Annotated in this window: 18 protein-coding genes and 2 pseudogenes; 5 read left to right on the top strand and 15 right to left on the bottom strand. The window is 72.3% G+C overall.

What is annotated here, in order from left to right; all coding sequences use genetic code 11:
• The first annotated feature begins 26 nt into the window (after nucleotides 1-26).
• Nucleotides 27-1,181, top strand: coding sequence for an MFS transporter (locus IE290_RS19240; RefSeq protein ID WP_229874599.1), 1,155 nt, complete (start codon nucleotides 27-29; stop codon nucleotides 1,179-1,181).
• Here the strand turns inward: IE290_RS19240 and IE290_RS19245 are convergent.
• From IE290_RS19245 to IE290_RS19280, 8 genes are read right to left on the bottom strand one after another with little or no spacing between them, the layout of a single operon-like run.
• Nucleotides 1,168-1,416, bottom strand: coding sequence for a hypothetical protein (locus tag IE290_RS19245; RefSeq protein WP_229874600.1), 249 nt, complete (start codon nucleotides 1,414-1,416; stop codon nucleotides 1,168-1,170). The two genes, IE290_RS19240 and IE290_RS19245, sit on opposite strands and share 14 nt — an antisense overlap.
• Nucleotides 1,398-2,216, bottom strand: a complete 819-nt coding sequence (locus IE290_RS19250; RefSeq protein ID WP_191246012.1) for a metallophosphoesterase family protein — start codon at nucleotides 2,214-2,216, stop codon at nucleotides 1,398-1,400. Before IE290_RS19250 ends, IE290_RS19245 begins: the two co-directional genes overlap by 19 nt.
• 27 nt (nucleotides 2,217-2,243) lie before the next feature.
• Nucleotides 2,244-3,044 (bottom strand): HAD-IIA family hydrolase, encoded by an 801-nt coding sequence (locus IE290_RS19255; protein ID WP_191246013.1) that lies wholly within the window; start codon nucleotides 3,042-3,044, stop codon nucleotides 2,244-2,246.
• A complete protein-coding gene (locus IE290_RS19260) occupies nucleotides 3,041-4,117 on the bottom strand; it encodes a sulfate/molybdate ABC transporter ATP-binding protein (RefSeq protein ID WP_191246014.1) in 1,077 nt (358 codons plus the stop codon). The genes IE290_RS19255 and IE290_RS19260 overlap by 4 nt, the downstream gene beginning before the upstream one ends.
• A complete protein-coding gene (locus IE290_RS19265; protein WP_191246015.1) occupies nucleotides 4,114-4,890 on the bottom strand; it encodes an ABC transporter permease in 777 nt (258 codons plus the stop codon). The genes IE290_RS19260 and IE290_RS19265 overlap by 4 nt, the downstream gene beginning before the upstream one ends.
• A gap of 10 nt (nucleotides 4,891-4,900) precedes the next feature.
• Nucleotides 4,901-5,653, bottom strand: a complete 753-nt coding sequence (gene modA, locus IE290_RS19270; protein ID WP_191246016.1) for a molybdate ABC transporter substrate-binding protein — start codon at nucleotides 5,651-5,653, stop codon at nucleotides 4,901-4,903.
• Nucleotides 5,650-6,054, bottom strand: coding sequence for a TOBE domain-containing protein (locus IE290_RS19275; RefSeq protein WP_191246017.1), 405 nt, complete (start codon nucleotides 6,052-6,054; stop codon nucleotides 5,650-5,652). Before IE290_RS19275 ends, modA begins: the two co-directional genes overlap by 4 nt.
• 33 nt (nucleotides 6,055-6,087) lie before the next feature.
• The gene (locus tag IE290_RS19280; protein ID WP_191246018.1) at nucleotides 6,088-6,564 is read right to left on the bottom strand and encodes a MarR family transcriptional regulator; all 477 of its coding nucleotides are present in this window, start codon (nucleotides 6,562-6,564) and stop codon (nucleotides 6,088-6,090) included.
• A gap of 102 nt (nucleotides 6,565-6,666) precedes the next feature.
• Between IE290_RS19280 and moaA the strand changes: the two genes are divergently transcribed.
• The 3 genes from moaA (at nucleotide 6,667) to IE290_RS19295 (ending at nucleotide 9,082) form a co-directional block, all read left to right on the top strand.
• Nucleotides 6,667-7,728, top strand: coding sequence for a GTP 3',8-cyclase MoaA (moaA, locus tag IE290_RS19285; RefSeq protein ID WP_191246019.1), 1,062 nt, complete (start codon nucleotides 6,667-6,669; stop codon nucleotides 7,726-7,728).
• 9 nt (nucleotides 7,729-7,737) lie between these two features.
• Nucleotides 7,738-7,989, top strand: a complete 252-nt coding sequence (locus IE290_RS19290) for a MoaD/ThiS family protein (RefSeq protein WP_191246020.1) — start codon at nucleotides 7,738-7,740, stop codon at nucleotides 7,987-7,989.
• A gap of 445 nt (nucleotides 7,990-8,434) precedes the next feature.
• The gene (locus IE290_RS19295) at nucleotides 8,435-9,082 is read left to right on the top strand and encodes a transglycosylase family protein (protein WP_191246021.1); all 648 of its coding nucleotides are present in this window, start codon (nucleotides 8,435-8,437) and stop codon (nucleotides 9,080-9,082) included.
• A 121-nt stretch (nucleotides 9,083-9,203) separates the two neighbouring features.
• Here IE290_RS19295 and IE290_RS38670 read toward each other — a convergent pair.
• The 7 genes and pseudogenes from IE290_RS38670 to IE290_RS19325 all read right to left on the bottom strand — a co-directional run.
• Nucleotides 9,204-9,617, bottom strand: a pseudogene (locus IE290_RS38670) (molybdenum cofactor biosynthesis protein MoaE); the annotation flags it as partial.
• 408 nt (nucleotides 9,618-10,025) lie between these two features.
• Nucleotides 10,026-10,532 (bottom strand): annotated as a pseudogene (locus tag IE290_RS38675) (MogA/MoaB family molybdenum cofactor biosynthesis protein); the annotation flags it as partial.
• Complete coding sequence (gene moaC / locus IE290_RS19305) at nucleotides 10,529-10,999, bottom strand: cyclic pyranopterin monophosphate synthase MoaC (RefSeq protein ID WP_191246023.1); 471 nt, start codon at nucleotides 10,997-10,999, stop codon at nucleotides 10,529-10,531. The pseudogene IE290_RS38675 and the gene moaC, both read right to left, overlap by 4 nt.
• Nucleotides 11,000-11,042: 43 nt before the next feature.
• The gene (locus IE290_RS19310; protein WP_191246024.1) at nucleotides 11,043-11,459 is read right to left on the bottom strand and encodes a VOC family protein; all 417 of its coding nucleotides are present in this window, start codon (nucleotides 11,457-11,459) and stop codon (nucleotides 11,043-11,045) included.
• 14 nt (nucleotides 11,460-11,473) lie between these two features.
• Nucleotides 11,474-11,896, bottom strand: a complete 423-nt coding sequence (locus IE290_RS19315) for a helix-turn-helix domain-containing protein (protein WP_191246025.1) — start codon at nucleotides 11,894-11,896, stop codon at nucleotides 11,474-11,476.
• Nucleotides 11,896-13,290, bottom strand: a complete 1,395-nt coding sequence (locus IE290_RS19320) for an NAD-dependent malic enzyme (RefSeq protein ID WP_191246026.1) — start codon at nucleotides 13,288-13,290, stop codon at nucleotides 11,896-11,898. The genes IE290_RS19315 and IE290_RS19320 overlap by 1 nt, the downstream gene beginning before the upstream one ends.
• A 19-nt stretch (nucleotides 13,291-13,309) precedes the next feature.
• Nucleotides 13,310-13,498 carry a hypothetical protein gene (locus tag IE290_RS19325; protein ID WP_191246027.1) on the bottom strand — a complete coding sequence of 63 codons (189 nt, stop codon included), beginning with the start codon at nucleotides 13,496-13,498 and terminating at the stop codon, nucleotides 13,310-13,312.
• Between the two features lie 88 nt (nucleotides 13,499-13,586).
• On the opposite strand from IE290_RS19325, the gene IE290_RS19330 reads away from it, so the two are divergent.
• Entirely contained in the window at nucleotides 13,587-15,821 is a 2,235-nt protein-coding gene (locus IE290_RS19330; protein WP_191246028.1) for a helicase-associated domain-containing protein, read from the top strand.
• The last annotated feature ends 2 nt before the right edge of the window (nucleotides 15,822-15,823 follow it).

The following is a 15,823-nucleotide window of genomic DNA, read 5'->3' on the forward strand; positions in this document are numbered from 1 at the left end:
AGTTCGAACCTTCTTGGGGGTGCACAGTGCCGTTGTCCGTGTTCTCGCTGATGCTCGTGGTCTTCGGGCTCACGACCGGCGAGTTCGTGATCGCCGGACTCGTCCCGGACGTGGCTGCCGGGCTGTCGGTGTCCGTCCCGGCGGCCGGGTTGCTGGTGAGCGCCTACGCGGTGGGCATGATCGTCGGCGGTCCGGTGGTCACCGTGCTGACCGCGCGCGTCGGCCGGAAACCGCTGATCATCGGGCTCGTCGTGGTGTCCGTCTTGGGCAACCTGGGGTCCGCCGTCGCGCCGGGTTACGCCGTCCTGCTGCTGTCGCGGTTCGTCGCGGGCCTGATCGTCGCGACGTTCTTCGCGGTCGCGATCACGACCACGGCGGCGATGGCGCCGGCCGGACGGCAGTCGAGCATGATCGCCAAGGTCGCGCTGGGGCTGAACCTCGGCATCATCCTGGGCACACCGCTGGGCACGTTCGTCGGGCACCACGCCGGGTGGCGGGCCACGTTCGTCGCCGTCGCGGCGATCACGCTGCTCGCGCTGCTGCTGGTGCTGCGGTTCGTCCCGGCCTTCCCCGCGGCGGGCGGGTCCGCCGTCGGCGACCTCCGCGTGCTCGCGGATCGCGAGGTCTGGCTCGGCATCGTCCTGACGGGCGTCGGGAACCTCGGCGTCGTCACGGTCTTCACCTACATCGCCCCGCTGCTGACCGACGTCGCCGGGTTCACCGCGGACGCGGTGCCGGTGCTGCTGCTGGTGTACGGCGCGGGCGCGGTGATCGGGAACCTGCTCGGCGGGCGGCTGGCGGACCGCGCGCTGATGCCGTCACTGGCCTGGATGCTGACCGCGCTGGCCGGAACCCTGGTGCTGTGGTGGCTCGCCGCGGACAACCGGGTGGCGGTGGCGGTTCTGACGTTCGTCCTCGGCGCGCTGGCGTTCGGGGTCGTCCCCGGGATGCAGACGCGGGTGCTCACGGCGGCGGGCGCGGCGCCCACGCTGGCGATCGCGGTGAACGCCTCCGGGTACCAGCTCGCCGCAGCCTTCGGTGGCTGGCTGGGCGGCGGGCTGATCGCGGGCGCCGGACCACGCGCCCTCTACCCGGCGGCCGCCGTGGCCACCCTCGCCGGTCTGGGCATCGCGCTGGCGATGATGCGCCGCGACCGCGCGAAGACGGTCAGTCGCCCATGAACCGCAGGTAGCTGCCCGGCGTGGCCGCGCACGCCTCCAGCATCCCGGCGAGATCGGCCAGTGCCGCCCTGGCGTCCGCGTCCGGGGACTTTTGGAGCAGCGCGGCGACCTCGGGCAGCGTCGCCTGCGCTTCGCGTGCTCGTAGGACCCGCGCAACCGCGACGACCCGTCCCGCGCGGGCCTGCCCGCGTGGAGTTCCAGCTCGACGCCCACTGGTCAGTCCTCCGGCCGCCACGGCAGCGGAACGATGAGGCAGGGCCCGCCGACGAACAACCCGCCGTCGATGCCCAGCACCCTGCCCCCGGCGTACAGGTACGGCGCCTCGATCTGGCTGGGGTGGATCCCGAGCTGGTCGGCGATCACGCTGTGCCCGTGCACGATCCGCTCCCCGCCGAGTTGCTCGAGCAGGTAGTCGGCGATGTCCGGGCCGTGCGGGCCGCGGAAGGCGTAGCGCGTCGTCATCCGGCGCCACACGTCCCACCACTCCACCAGGTCCTCGCCGGTCAGGATCTCCCGCACGGTGGTGTTGATGTCCTCGGCGTCGTCGCCCCAGTCGAGGTATTCCACGGTGTCCGAGTGCATCAGCAGGTGGTTCGCGGCGTGCGCGATCAGCGGGCGGCTGGTCAGCCACTCGACGTGCTCGTCGGTCAGCGCGTCCTGATCGGACAGCTGCCCGCCGTTGATCTCCCAGCTGCGGGCGAAGCTGCGCGGCCCGAAGTCGGACGGCACCTCGGTGTCGCCGAACCGGTGCATGCCCAGCAGCAGGATCTCGTGGTTGCCGAGCAGCGTCCGCGTCGACCCGCCCGCCTCGGCGGCCTGGCGGTGCAGCCGCATCACGAGGTCGATCACGCCGATCCCGTCCGGGCCGCGGTCGACGAAGTCGCCGAGGAACCACAGGTGCGCCTGCCCGCCGGACCAGTCACCGGCCTCGTCGACCAGCCCGGCCCGGCGCAACGCGGCCGCCAGCTCGTCCCGGTGCCCGTGCACGTCGCCGACGACGTAGGTGCGGGCATCGGGGCGCTGCTGGTCGTCCATCCCTCGACGATAGGCGGTTGCCGCAGGTCAGGTGAGCACCGCCCCGTCCCCGAACGGGTCCTGCGTACGGCCGACCAGGTCGGCGATCGAGTCGAGCACCAGCGTCGGCCGGTACGGGTACCGCTCGGCCGACTCCTTCGTGGAGATGCCGGTGAGCACCAGGATCGTCTGCAGCCCGGCCTCGATCCCGGAGTGCACGTCGGTGTCCATCCGGTCGCCGATCATGACCGTGCCCTCGGAGTGCGCGCCGAGGCTGCGCAGCGCCGACCGCATCATCAGCGGGTTCGGCTTGCCCACGAAGTACGGCTGCCGCCCGGTGGCCCGCTCGATGAGCGCGGCTATCGACCCGGTCGCCGGCAGGCTGCCCTCCAGGCTGGGCCCGGTGGCGTCCGGGTTGGTGGCGATGAACTTCGCCCCCGCCTCGATGAGCCGGATGGCGCGGGTGATCGCGGTGAAGCTGTACGTGCGGGTCTCGCCGAGCACGACGTAGTCCGGGTCGCGGTCGGTGAGCACGTACCCGGCCTCGTGCAGCGCGGTGGTCAGCCCGGCCTCGCCGATGACGAACGCCGACCCGCCGGGGCGCTGGCTGTGCAGGAACTTCGCGGTCGCCAGCGCGGAGGTCCAGATGCGCTCCTCGGGCACGTCCAGCCCGGTGCGCAGCAGCCGCGCCCGAAGGTCCCGCGGGGTGTAGATGGAGTTGTTGGTCAGCACCAGGAACGGGGTGTCGTTGGCCCGCAGCTCGGCGAGGAACTCGTCGGCGCCGGGCACCAGGTGCTCCTCGTGCACCAGCACGCCGTCCATGTCGGTCAGATACGTCCAACGGCTCATGCCTGAAGACTAGCCGGGTGCACCGTCACCGCGGTGGCCTTGATCGCGAGCCGGACCGGCACACCCGGCTCCAGGCGCAGGTCGGCGACCGCGTCCGGGGTGAGGTCGGCGGACAGGCCCGCCGCCCAGCCGGCCCCCGCGGCCCGCACCCGGATCACCGGTCCGTGTGGTTCGAGCGCGCCGACGACCGCCTCGATCGTGTTGCGCGGGCTGCCGTGGGGTCCCTCCGCCGCGGGGTGGACCGACACCGCGCTGGGTTCGAACACCGCGACGGCGGGCTCGTTCTCGACCGCGTCCGGCGACCGGATGCCGGCCACCAGGCTGCCGTCGGCGGTCCGCAGACCACCCTCGACCGCCGTGCCGGGGACCAGGTTGAGCCCGGCGATCCGCGCGGTGAACGCCGTCCGGGGCGCGGCCAGCACCTCACGCGTCGGACCGCGTTCGACCACCCGGCCGGCGGCCAGCACGACGACGTGGTCGGCCAGGGCCAGCGCGTCCAGCGGATCGTGGGTGACCAGCACGGTCGCGCGGTGCGGGTCGGCGGCCAGGACCCGGCGCAGCAGGCCGCGGATCGCCGGGGCGGCGTCGACGTCGAGCGCGGCGAGCGGCTCGTCGAGCAGCAGCAGGTCCGGGTTGCCCGCCAGGGCGCGGGCGACCGCGACGCGCTGCGCCTGGCCGCCGGAGAGCTGCCCGGGCTTGCGGTCGGCGAACTCGGCGGCGTCCACTTCGGCCAGCCAGCGCCGGGCGATCTCCCGCGCCTGCGCGCGGCTCTTGCCCTTGGACCGCGGCGAAAACGCGACGTTGTCCACAACGGACAGGTGCGGGAACAGCAGCGCGTCCTGGGACAGCAGCCCGACCGCCCGGTCGTGCGCCGGGAGGTCGTGCAGGTCCCGGCCGCCGAGGGTGATCACGGCGTGGTCCGGGCGGAACAACCCGGCCAGGCAGCCGAGGATGCTGGACTTGCCGGACCCGTTCGGGCCGAGGATCGCCAGCACGCTCCCGGCCGGCACGTCGAAGTCCACGGACAGGCCGAAGGTGCCGCGCGTCAGCTCGATCTCGGCGTGCAAGCTCACCGGGCGGTCCCCTCCAGCGCGCGCGGCCGGGCCACCGCGATGACCGCGATCGCGACGACGATCAGCAGCAGCGCCAGTGCGACCGCGCTGTCCACGTCGACCTCGGCCTGCGTGTAGACCTCCAGCGGCAGCGTCCGGGTCACGCCCTCGAGGCTGCCGGCGAAGGTGATGGTGGCGCCGAACTCGCCCAGCGCGCGGGCGAAGCTGAGCACCGCGCCCGAGCCGAGCGCGGGCAGCAGCAGCGGGATCGTGACGCGGCGGAACACCGTCCACGGCCGGGCGCCCAGCGTCGAGGCGATCGGCTCGTAGCGGTCGCCGCCGCTGCGCAGCGCGCCCTCCAGGCTCACCACGAGGAACGGCATCGCGACGAACGTCTGCGCGATGATCACCGCGGTCGTGGTGAACGGGATCTGCACGCCGCCCGTGACGCTCAGCAGGTAGCCGAGGAACCCCTTGCGGCCCAGCAGGTAGAGCAGCGCGAGCCCGCCGACGACGGGTGGCAGGACCAGCGGCAGCAGCACGATCGCGCGCAGGATCCGGATGCCCGGCACGGTCGAGCGGGCGAGCACGACCGCGAGCGGCACGCCGAGCACGACGCAGGCGAGCGTCGACACGGCCGCCGTCTCCAGCGACAACCGCAGCGCGGCGAGCGAGGCGTCGGTGACGATCAGGCCCGGAACGCGGCGGAGGTCGGTCCGCACGAGCAGACCGACCACCGGCAGCACGACGAGTGCGAGGGCGAGTGCCGCGGGTACCCACAGAACCCACGGCACCCGCCGGGTCCTACGGAGCGCCAAAACCGGCCTTCCGCAGCTCGGCCCTGCCCTGCTCGCCCAGCACGAACTCGACCCACTGCCTGGCCAGCTCGGCCCGCGGGGCGTTCTTGACGACGGCGATCGGGTAGGAGTTGACGGCCGAGGTCGCCTCCGGGAAGTCGACCCGGTCGACCGCGCCCGCCGCGCTCGTGGCGTCGGTGACGTAGACCAGCCCGGCGTCCGCGTCCCCGGTCCGCACCTTGTTCAGCGCCTGCTTGACGTCCTGCTCCTCGCTGGCCGGCTTCAGCGTGACGCCGGTGCTCTTCTCCACCTTCTCCGTCGCCGAGCCGCACGGCACCTGTGGGGCGCACACCACGACGGTCAGGCCGTCGCGGGCCAGGTCGGCGAAGCTCCTGATGCCCTTCGGGTTGCCCGGCGCGACCGCGATGGCCAGCTTGTTCGTCGCGAACACCGACGGGGCGCCGTCGACCACGCCGGCCTGCACGGCCTTGTCCATGTTGGGCTGGTCGGCCGAGGCGAACACGTCGGCCGACGCGCCGTTGGACAGCTGCTGCACGAGCGAGGACGAGCCGGCGAAGTTGAACTTCACCTCCGTGCCCGCGTGCGCGGACTCGAAGGCCGTCTTGAGCGCGGTGAACGACTCGGTGAGCGAGGCGGCCGCGAACACGGTCAGGGTCCGGCTCTCACTCCCGCCCGAGGACGATCCGCACCCGGTGATCAGCAACGCGGCCGCGGCCAGCAGGGCGCCCAGCTTCTTCAACTCTGTCCTCCCGGAGTCTCCACGACCACCGTGGTCGCCTTCACCACCGCAACCGCCAGTGACCCCGGCTTGAGGCCGAGCTCGCGCACCGCTTCCGCGCTCATCAGCGACACCACGCGGAACGGCCCGCACTGCAGCTCGACCTGGGCCATCACCTTGTCCACGACCACGTCGGTGACCAGGCCGACGAACCGGTTGCGGGCCGACCGGCCGACGCCGGAGGGATCGTTGGGCCGCGCGGCCTGTTCCCGCGCGAACGCGGCCAGCTCCGCGCCGTCGACGACCTTGCGGCCGGCGCCGTCGGTGGTGGCGGTCAGCTGCCCGCCCCGCACCCAGCGCCGGACGGTGTCGTCGCTGACGCCGAGGAGTTCGGCAGCCTCGGATAACCGGAATTGCGGCATGCGGAGGACATTACTTCCGCATTTGCGGAAAAGCTACGGGTTGCCGCCGAGAACGTCGTCGCGCATCAAGGCGAGCAGTTCGTTCTGGTAGCGCTCGATGACCTCGCGTTCGGCCGGGCTGAACTTCTCCAGCACCTTCTCGGTGAACACCAGCGCCGACTCGAACAGCGGCGCCACCTTCTCCTCGTCCAGCGGCAGCACCTCGACGAGGACCTTGCGGCGGTCCTTGACGTCCCGCACCCGTCGCACGAATCCCGCGCGCTCCAAGCGATCGATCACCCCGGTGACCGCACCGGTGGACAGGCCGGTGAGCTTGGCGATCTCGCCCGCGGTCAGCGGTCCGTCGGCGCGGGCGGCCAGGTCGAGGGCCTTGTGGTCGGTGCCGGACAGGCCCATCTTCTCGGCGATCTGGGCGTGCCGGAGCACGGCGAGGGTGCTGGATTCGCGGCCGATCTCGGCGAACCGCGCCAGCACCTCGCGGGGCACCGGGTACCTTTTTTCCTCCGGCATCCGGCGCGTCCCTTCCCAAGTCGTCTCCGCGGTTGAAACACTCTGCTACCGAGACATTCTAGTGAGGATCGGCAGTGCGGTCCGCGGGTTAGGCTGGTGTCAATGAGTGCGGTAGATCTCGGGCTCCCCCGCGTGCCGGGCACACGCGGAACCACGCAGCCCCGCCCCGACAACCCCGCCCTCGTCGACACGTTCGGGCGCGTCGCCACGGACCTGCGCGTGTCGCTGACCGACCGCTGCAACCTCCGCTGCACGTACTGCATGCCGGCGGAGGGCCTGCCGTGGATGCCGGGTGAGGAGGTGCTCACCGACAGCGAGCTCGTGCGCCTGCTGCGGATAGCGGTCGAGCGCCTCGGGGTCACCGACATCCGGCTCACCGGCGGCGAACCGCTGCTGCGGCCCGGGCTCGAGCACCTGGTCGCCGAGATCACGGCGTTGCGCCCACGGCCCCGGCTTTCCATGACCACCAACGGGATCGGGCTCGCCAAGCGGGCCCGCGCGTTCGCCGAGGCGGGCCTGGACCGGATCAACATCTCGCTCGACACCGTCGATCCCGAGACGTTCGTGAAGATCACCCGGCGCGACCGGCTGAGCCACGTGCTGGACGGCCTCGCCGCCGCGCGGGCCGCCGGGCTGGACCCGGTGAAGGTGAACGCCGTGCTGCTGCGCGGGATCAACGAGCAGGAGGCCGCGCCGCTGCTGCGGTTCTGCCTCGAGCACGGCTACCACCTGCGCTTCATCGAGCAGATGCCGCTGGACGCCCAGCACGGCTGGAACCGCGCCGACATGGTGACGGCGAAGGAGATCTTTTCCTTGCTCAGCAAGGAGTTCACGCTCACGCCGAGCCCGGAGGCACGCGGCGGGGCGCCGGCGGAGCGCTGGCTGGTCGACGGCGGCCCGGCCGACGTCGGGATCATCGCGTCGGTCACGCGGCCGTTCTGCGCGGCCTGCGAGCGCACCCGGCTCACCGCCGACGGCGCCGTCCGGTCGTGCCTGTTCAGCAACGACGAGACGGATCTGCGGGCGCTGCTGCGCGGCGGGGCCGGCGACGAGGAGATCGCCCAGGCCTGGCGGATGACCATGTGGGGCAAGCTGGCCGGCCACGAGATCAACGACGCCGGCTTCGCGCAGCCGATCCGGCCGATGAGCGCGATCGGGGGATAGATCTTGACCGTGAGCGTCCTGGTGCGCTATTTCGCGTCCGCGCGCGCGGCCGCGGGCGTGGAAGAAGAGGTACTCCAGTTGCCGGCCGGCGCGTCGGTCGCCGAGGCGGTGGTCGCTCTCCGTGATCTTCATCCGGAGACCCTGCCGCGGATCCTCCAGGCGGCCAGCTTCCTCGTCGACGGCGTGGCCGTCCGCGACCCCTCGCGTCCCCTCCCGGAGGGGGCCGAACTGGACGTCCTGCCGCCCTTCGCGGGCGGTTGAACGAGGTTCACGAATGGTCCAACCGTGCCAAAACGACGTGACCCAGACCTCACGATCGGTGAAATATCTCGACTTGGAAACGGCCAGGTAACGGCCCGCTGACCAGGAGAAACGACGAGATCGGCACAGGTTGCTCGATGTTACTGTGATGTAGGTCACACCTCGAATAATTTCCGATCACGCTCGCCGTTACGTACCGTCGCTTTTCGGCTGGCCCCGACCGGCCACGGCAACACCGGGATTCCGAGCGCCAAGTCCTGTCCGGCGGAATCCCGGACCAAACCCCGAGCGAAAGAAGATCTTCCGGACAGGGACGGAGAGGGTTGGACCCGAGCGTTTCCGCGAAGGCCCGATTGGCTCCCCCGGACCCCGCCGGGTGGAGCAGGACCCGTTACCGGGTTCGCCTCGCAGCCATGCTCGTCGGCGCGAAGATCGAGTTGATGGAATGTCCTACCGAGGCAAGCACCGCAAGATGTCCCCCGCCGCTCGCAACATCGCTCGCGTCGCTGTCGCGGGTATCGCGGTCGGCACCCCGCTGGCGATCGCCGCGACCCCCGCGCAGGCCGCCAGCGTCAACTGGGACGCCATCGCGCAGTGCGAGAGCGGTGGCAACTGGAGCACCAACACCGGCAACGGCTACTACGGTGGTCTGCAGTTCTCCGCCAGCACCTGGAAGGCCTACGGCGGCACCGGCAGCCCGGCGAACGCTTCGCGTGAGCAGCAGATCGCCGTCGCCGAGCGCGTCCTGCAGGGCCAGGGCATCGGCGCCTGGCCGGTGTGTGGCAAGAAGGCCGGCTCTTCGGCGAGCTACAAGGGTTCCAACACCCAGGGCTCGACCCAGAAGAAGGCCACCACGCCGAAGAAGGCCACTGCTCCGAAGAGCACGCCGAAGAAGAGCACCCCGGCTCCGGCCGTGAGCGTCCCGGCCTCCAACCCCAACGGTGACTACACCGTGGTGGCGGGCGACACGCTGTCCGGGATCGCCAAGAAGTTCAACGTCGAGGGCGGCTACCAGAAGCTTCAGGAGCTGAACTCGCAGTACATCTCGAACCCGAACCTGATCCTGGTCGGGCAGAAGATCGCCACGAAGTGACGCTGGGGGTGTCCGGCAGCCCCACCACACTCCCCCGGGTGGTGGGGCGCCGGCGCCCTGGTGGTTTCGGGTTTTCGTGACCCGTGCCGCCGCGTCCGGCCCCAAGCGGGCCGGGCGACGATCAGGGGGAGTTGACCCACTCGTCGGTGCCATCGGTGAAGTGCTGGTGCTTCCACACCGGCAGCTGGGCCTTCACCTCGTCGACGAGTTCGGCGCAGGTCGCGAAGGCCTCGGCACGGTGGTCGGCGGAGACGGCGCAAGCCAGCGCCACGTCCCCGATCTCGAGCGCCCCGATCCGGTGGCTGACCGCGATGGCCCGCACGCCCCTCCGGCGGCCGGCAACCTGAGCCACCACGCGGGCGAGAACGTCCCCCGCGGTCGGATGGCCCTCGTAGAACAGCGACTTGACGCCCTTCCCGCCATCATGATCACGGACGACCCCGCCGAAGGTGACGACCGCCCCAGCGGCCTGATCGTCGACAAGAGAAGCATGCTCCTCGACCGACAGGGCCCGATCGGTCACCTCAGCCCGCACGATGTGCGGAGCCCCCGGGGCGGCTGGCTCCCGAGCGCTCGTCTCCCGGGCACCCGTCGCCCGAGCGCCCGTCTCCCGAGCGCCCGTCTTCCGGGCGGGTGTCTCCCGAGCGCCCGTCTTCCGGGCGGCTGTCTCCTCGCTGGCTGTCTCCAGGGCGCCCGCCTCCTGGCTGGCCGTCACCTGAGTGGCCGTCTCCCGGGCGACCGGCGCCCTCTCGGGGGCCACCGCCCCAGCGGCCCCCTGGGCCGCGACAGCGCCCGTTCCTGCCCCGGCCGCCGCATTGAGGCCCTCGGGCTCTCCAGCGGTCGCTGAGGCACCCGCCTCCGGCGGTGCCCCAGCCGCACCTGCAGCACCCGCCGCAGTCGCGCCATCCGCGGTGCCCGCCCCCGGCAGGGCCCCAGCCACCCCCGCAGTCCCAGCCGTGGCCGGGCGCGGGTGGTCGCCGCCCGCGAGCTGGTCCACCGCGTGCATCAGGACGCCGTCGAGTACGCCGAGCCCGTCCGTCACCCCGCCGCGTGAGCCGGGCAGGTTCACCACCAGCGTCCGCCCCGCCACGCCGGCCAGGCCCCGCGACAGCACCGCCGTCGGCACCTTCGGCAGCCCGGCCGACCGGATCGCCTCCGCGAGCCCCGGCAGCTGGTGGTCCAGCAGCGGCGCCGTCACGTCCGGCGTGCGGTCCGTCGGCGACACCCCGGTCCCACCGGTCGTGATGACAACCTGCACGTCATCACGCAGGGCCTCGCGCAGGGCCTGCGCGACCGGGTCGCCGTCGGGGACCACCCGCGGCTCCGGCACGTCGAACCCGCGCTCCCGCAGCCAGCCGACGATCACCGGCCCCGTGTGGTCCGCGTAGACCCCCGCCGACGCCCGGTTCGACGCGACGATCACCCGTGCGGTGCGCTTGTCGTTGCTCATGGCCGCTCCCAGACACCGGACTTGCCACCGAGCTTGCGCTCCAAACGGACCCCGTCCAACGTGGCTGCGGGATCGACGGCCTTGATCATGTCGTGAACGGTGAGCCCCGCGACGGCGACCGCCGTCAGCGCCTCCATCTCGACCCCCGTGCGATCGGTGGTCTTGACGGTCGCCGTGATGCGCACTTCCGCCTGCCCCAAGTCGAACTCGACCTTCACCCCGGACAGGGCGATCTGGTGGCACAACGGGATCAGCTCCGGGACCTTCTTGGCGCCCATGATCCCGGCGATCCGGGCGGTCGCGAGAGCGTCGCCCTTGGGCAGGCCGTCCCGGGACAGCAGGTCGATCACCTCGGCCGTGGTGCGCACGACCCCGGTGGCGACCGCGGTGCGCGCGGTGGCCTCCTTGCCGGAGACGTCGACCATCCGGGCGGCGCCCTTGTCGTCGACGTGGCTCAGTTCACTCACGCCGACAAGGCTAAACGCCCGGTCCCGCCCCGAGGGGACCGGCTCAACCCACCCGCACCGGCTGGTTGATGCGGATCGCGTTGCCGAAGGGGTCCCGCAGCCCGCAGTCGATGCCGTACGGGCGCTCGGTCGGCTCCTGCGTGAACTCCACGCCCTTCGCCAGCAGCTGCTCGTACGTCTTGCGGCAGTCGTCGGTCGTCAGGCCGATCCAGCCGCCCGTCGCGCCCTTCGCCAGCAGCTCGCGCACCTGCGAAGCGGTCGCTTCGTCCATCGCGGGCGGTCCGGGCTTCTCCAGGAGGATCTCGCGCCCGGGCTCGCCGGGCACGCAGACCGTCAGCCACCGCATGAAGCCGAGGTCCTGGTCGACCTTGACCTCGAACCCCAGCTTCCCCACGTAGAAGTCGAGCGCCTCGTCCTGGTCCGTCACGAAGATCTGGGAGAGTGTGATCGCGTTGAACATGCTCGCAACGCTAATCAGCGAGCCCCGCCCCTGGCTTCTCCGAAACTGCTCGGTCGAGTCCAGGCCATCGCGAAGCACGTCGGCGCGGGCCCCGCACCAGGGCCGGACGCGCGGTACTCCGACGGCGACTGCCCCACGATCTCGCGGAACGTCCGGCTGAATGTGCCCAGGCTGGTGAACCCGACGGCGAAGCAGATCTCGGTGACGCTGCGGGCGCTTTCCCGCAGCATGAACATCGACCGCTCCACCCGCCGCCGCTGCAGGTACCGGTGCGGCGTCTCGCCGAAGGTGGCGCGGAAGGTGCGGATGAAGTGCGCCTCCGAGACGTGCACCATCCGGGCCAGGGCCGCGACGTCGAGGGGCTGCGCGTAGGCGCGGTCCATCGCGTCGCGGGCCCGCAGCATCCGCCGGTTCGACTCCTCGACGGCGCGGCTCATCAGCTGGTGGCGCCCGACTTCCGGGCCGCCGCCTTGACCGCCTCCGCGACGGCCGGAGCCACCGCCGAGTCGAACACGCTCGGCACGATGTAGGAGGCGTTGAGCCGGTCGTCCACCACGTCGGCGATCGCGTTCGCGGCGGCCAGCAGCATGTCGTCGGTGATCTCGTGCGCCTGCGCGTCGAGCAGGCCCCGGAACACGCCGGGGAACGCGAGCACGTTGTTGATCTGGTTCGGGTAGTCGCTGCGCCCGGTGGCCACGACCGCCGCGTGCTTCTGCGCCTCGAGCGGGTCGATCTCCGGGTCCGGGTTGGCCAGCGCGAACACCACCGGGTTCGGCGCCATCGTCGCGACCTGCTCGGCCCCGAACAGGTTCGGCGCGGACACGCCGATGAACACGTCGGCCCCGACGAGCGCGTCGTGCAGCGTGCCGGACACGTTGTCCTTGTTGGTGTTCTCGGCCAGCCACCGCAGGTTGTCGTCCAGATCGGACCGGCCCAGGTGGACGATGCCGTTGATGTCGGCGGCGATGATGTCGCCCGGCTTCTTGTGCATGAGCAGCCGCATGATCGCCGAGCCGGCCGCGCCCGCGCCGCTCACCACGATCTTGCAGTCCTCGATCTCCTTGCCCACCACGCGCAGCGCGTTGCGCAGGGCGGCGACCACGACGATTGCGGTGCCGTGCTGGTCGTCGTGGAACACCGGGATGTCGAGCTGCTCGCGCAGCCGCTTCTCGATCTCGAAGCAGCGCGGCGCGGCGATGTCCTCGAGGTTGATGCCCGCGTACACCGGCGCGAGCGCCTTGACGATCTTGATGATCTCCTCGGTGTCCTGGGTGTCCAGGCACACCGGCCAGGCGTCGACGTCGGCGAACTTCTTGAACAGCGCCGCCTTGCCCTCCATCACCGGCAGGGCCGCGGCCGGGCCGATGTTGCCCAGGCCGAGGACGGCCGAACCGTCGGTGACGACCGCGACCGTGTTGCGCTTGATGGTCAGGCGGCGCGCGTCGGCCGGGTTGGCCGCGATCGCCTGGCACACCCGCGCCACGCCCGGCGTGTACGCGCGGGAGAGGTCGTCACGGTTGCGGAGCTGGACCTTGGGCGACACCGACAGCTTGCCGCCGAGGTGCATGAGGAAGGTGCGGTCGGAAACCTTGCGCACCCGGACGCCGGGCAGCGCGTCGAGGGCCTCGCGCACGTGCTCGACGTGATCGGCGTTGGCGACGTTCGCCGTGATGTCGACGACGATCGCGTCGGAGTGGGATTCGACCACGTCGAACGCGGTCAGCACGCCGCCGACCCGGCCCACCGCCGAGGTGAGGTCGCCCGCGGCGCTCGCCGACGGCGGCGCCTCGACACGAACGGTGATCGAATACCCGGGGCCGGGAACCGGCACGGCAGTAACCCCCTGCTGTCTACTTGTTGATCTCGGTCTCGGGGTGCACGTACGGCACGGTGTCGAGCGGGAACGTCACGTTCCCGAACGGCGACAGCGCGCCCTGGCGGTCCGAGGAGAGCTCCGTGACCGGGTGCTCGCCGTCCGGCAGATGCGGCCAGGTGGGGTCGATACGACCGCTCTTCTTGTCCTTGTCGCCCTTCGCCACTTCATCCTCCAGTGCTCGGCACCTACGGCTCCCAGTTTGCCTCACAGCCGCCCGAACCCGATGGTCAGGGCGGGTATCCTCACCTGTGATGCCCGCGACCTCCCTGGCGGACTGGCTGCGGTCCGCGTCCGACGACGAGCTGGGCGTGCTCCTGCAGGCCAGGCGCGACCTGGCGACCCCGCCGCCGTCCGACAGCACCGTGCTGGCCACCCGCGCCGGCACCCCCGGATCGGTCGCCAGGGCGATGGAGGACCTGGACACCTTCACCCTCTCCGTGCTCGACGCGCTGCTGGTCGCCGACGCCGACACGGAAGCCGTCCCGCTCGCCGAGGTCGCCGAGCTGGTCGGCGCCGACGTCCGGCCGGCCGTGGACCGGCTGCGTTCGCGGGTGCTGGCCTGGGGCGACGACGACGCGGTCCGCGTGGTCCCGGCCGCGCGCGAGCTGGCCGGGCCGTTCCCGGCCGGGCTCGGCGCGTCCGTGCCCGGGCTGGACGTCGAGTCCGCCCTCGCCGAGGTCGGCGACGACGAACGCGGGCTGCTCGGCGCCCTCGCCGCCGGCCCGCCCATCGGGCGCACCCGGGACGCGGCGGCCGAACCGTCCCTGGCCGCGGGCGCGACCCCGGTGCAGAAGCTGCTCGCCCGCGGGCTGCTGCTGCGCCGCGACGACGAGACGGTCGAGCTGCCCCGCGAGGTGGCGATCGCGCTGCGCGGCGGCCGGATCTGCTCGCCCAAGGCGTTGCGGGAGCCGGAGCTGCCCACCAGGCCGCACCAGCAGTCCACAGTGGACGAGGCCGCCGCCGGTGAGGCGATGGAGTTCCTGCGGCAGACCGAATCGCTGCTGGCGCAGTGGTCGGACCAGCCGCCGCCGGTGCTGAAGTCCGGCGGGCTCGGGGTGCGTGAGCTGCGGAAGCTCGCGCGCGAACTGGACACCGACGACAACCGCGCCACGCTGCTGGCCGAGCTGGCGGTGGCGGCCGGACTGGTCGCGGACAGCCAGAGCACCAGTCCGGAGTGGGTGCCCACGACGCTGGCCGATTCGTGGCTGGCGTCCGAGCCGGCGCAGCGGTGGGTCATCCTCGCCGAGGCGTGGCTGGACCTGCCGCGGCTGCCCGCGCTGGTGGGTCAGCGGGACGCGAAGGACAAGCCGATCGTCCCGTTGTCCGACGACCTGCGGCGGCCGCTCGCACCGGCGGCGCGGCGGCGGGTGCTGGGCACGCTGGCCGAGCTGCCGCGCGGCGCGGGTGTGCACGGCGCGGACGACCTGGTCGAGCTGCTCGCGTGGCGGGCGCCGCGACGCGGCGGGCGGTTGCGGGACGAGACGGTGCGCTGGACGTTCGCCGAGGCGTCGGCGCTCGGCGTGATCGCGCTGGGCGCGCTGACCACGGCGGCTGGGGCGCTGCTGGCCGGCGACCGCTCGGGCGCGCTGAACGCGGTGTACGACGCGATGCCCAAGCCGATCGGGCACGTGCTGGTCCAGGCCGATCTGACGGTGGTGGCGCCGGGGCCGCTGGAGATGGACCTGGCCGCGGAGATCGCCGCGGTGGCCGACGTCGAGTCCGCCGGGCACGCGACGGTCTACCGGATCACGGAGGCGTCGGTGCGGCGGGCGCTGGACACCGGCCGGACCGCCGACGAGCTGCACGAACTGTTCCGGAAGCGGTCGGCGACCGAGGTGCCGCAGTCGCTGACGTACCTGATCGACGACGTCGCGCGGCGGCACGGCAGGCTGCGCGGCGGGGCGGCGGGCTCGTTCCTGCGGTGTGACGACGAGGTGCTGCTCGCGGAGGTGATGGGCAACTCGGTCTCCGGCGAGTACGAGCTGCGCAAGATCGCGCCGACGGTGCTGATCAGCCCGTATCCGCTGGCCGAGGTGCTGGACGGGTTGCGGGCGGCCGGGTTCGCCCCGGCGGCGGAAGGTCCGGACGGGCGGGTGGTGGACCTGCGTCCGGCGGGACGACGGGTGCCCGCGCGACCGCGGGCGACGCGGCGGGTGGTGCCCGAGCCCGCCGGGTTGACCGGCGAGCAGGCGGCGTCGGTGGTCGCGCACATCCGGGCGGGCGACCGCGCGGCGGCGAGCCGCAAGGGGGCGGCCGTGCGCCTGCCGGGCGGCGGTGGGGGCTCCGACACGGCGGCCACGATGGCGCTGCTCGCACGAGCCCACCGCGAGCGGCGCGAGGTGTGGATCGGCTACGTGGACGCCCACGGAACGGCCAGCCAGCGCATCGTCACGCCGACCCACGTGGGCGGCGGAGTGCTGGTCGGCACGGACGACGAGCGGTACCCGCTGCACCGGATCACCTCGGCCGCCCTGGTGGACGACTGAGG

The organism is Amycolatopsis deserti (genome assembly GCF_014653945.1).
GTDB classification, from domain to species: Bacteria; Actinomycetota; Actinomycetes; order Mycobacteriales; family Pseudonocardiaceae; genus Amycolatopsis_E; species Amycolatopsis_E deserti.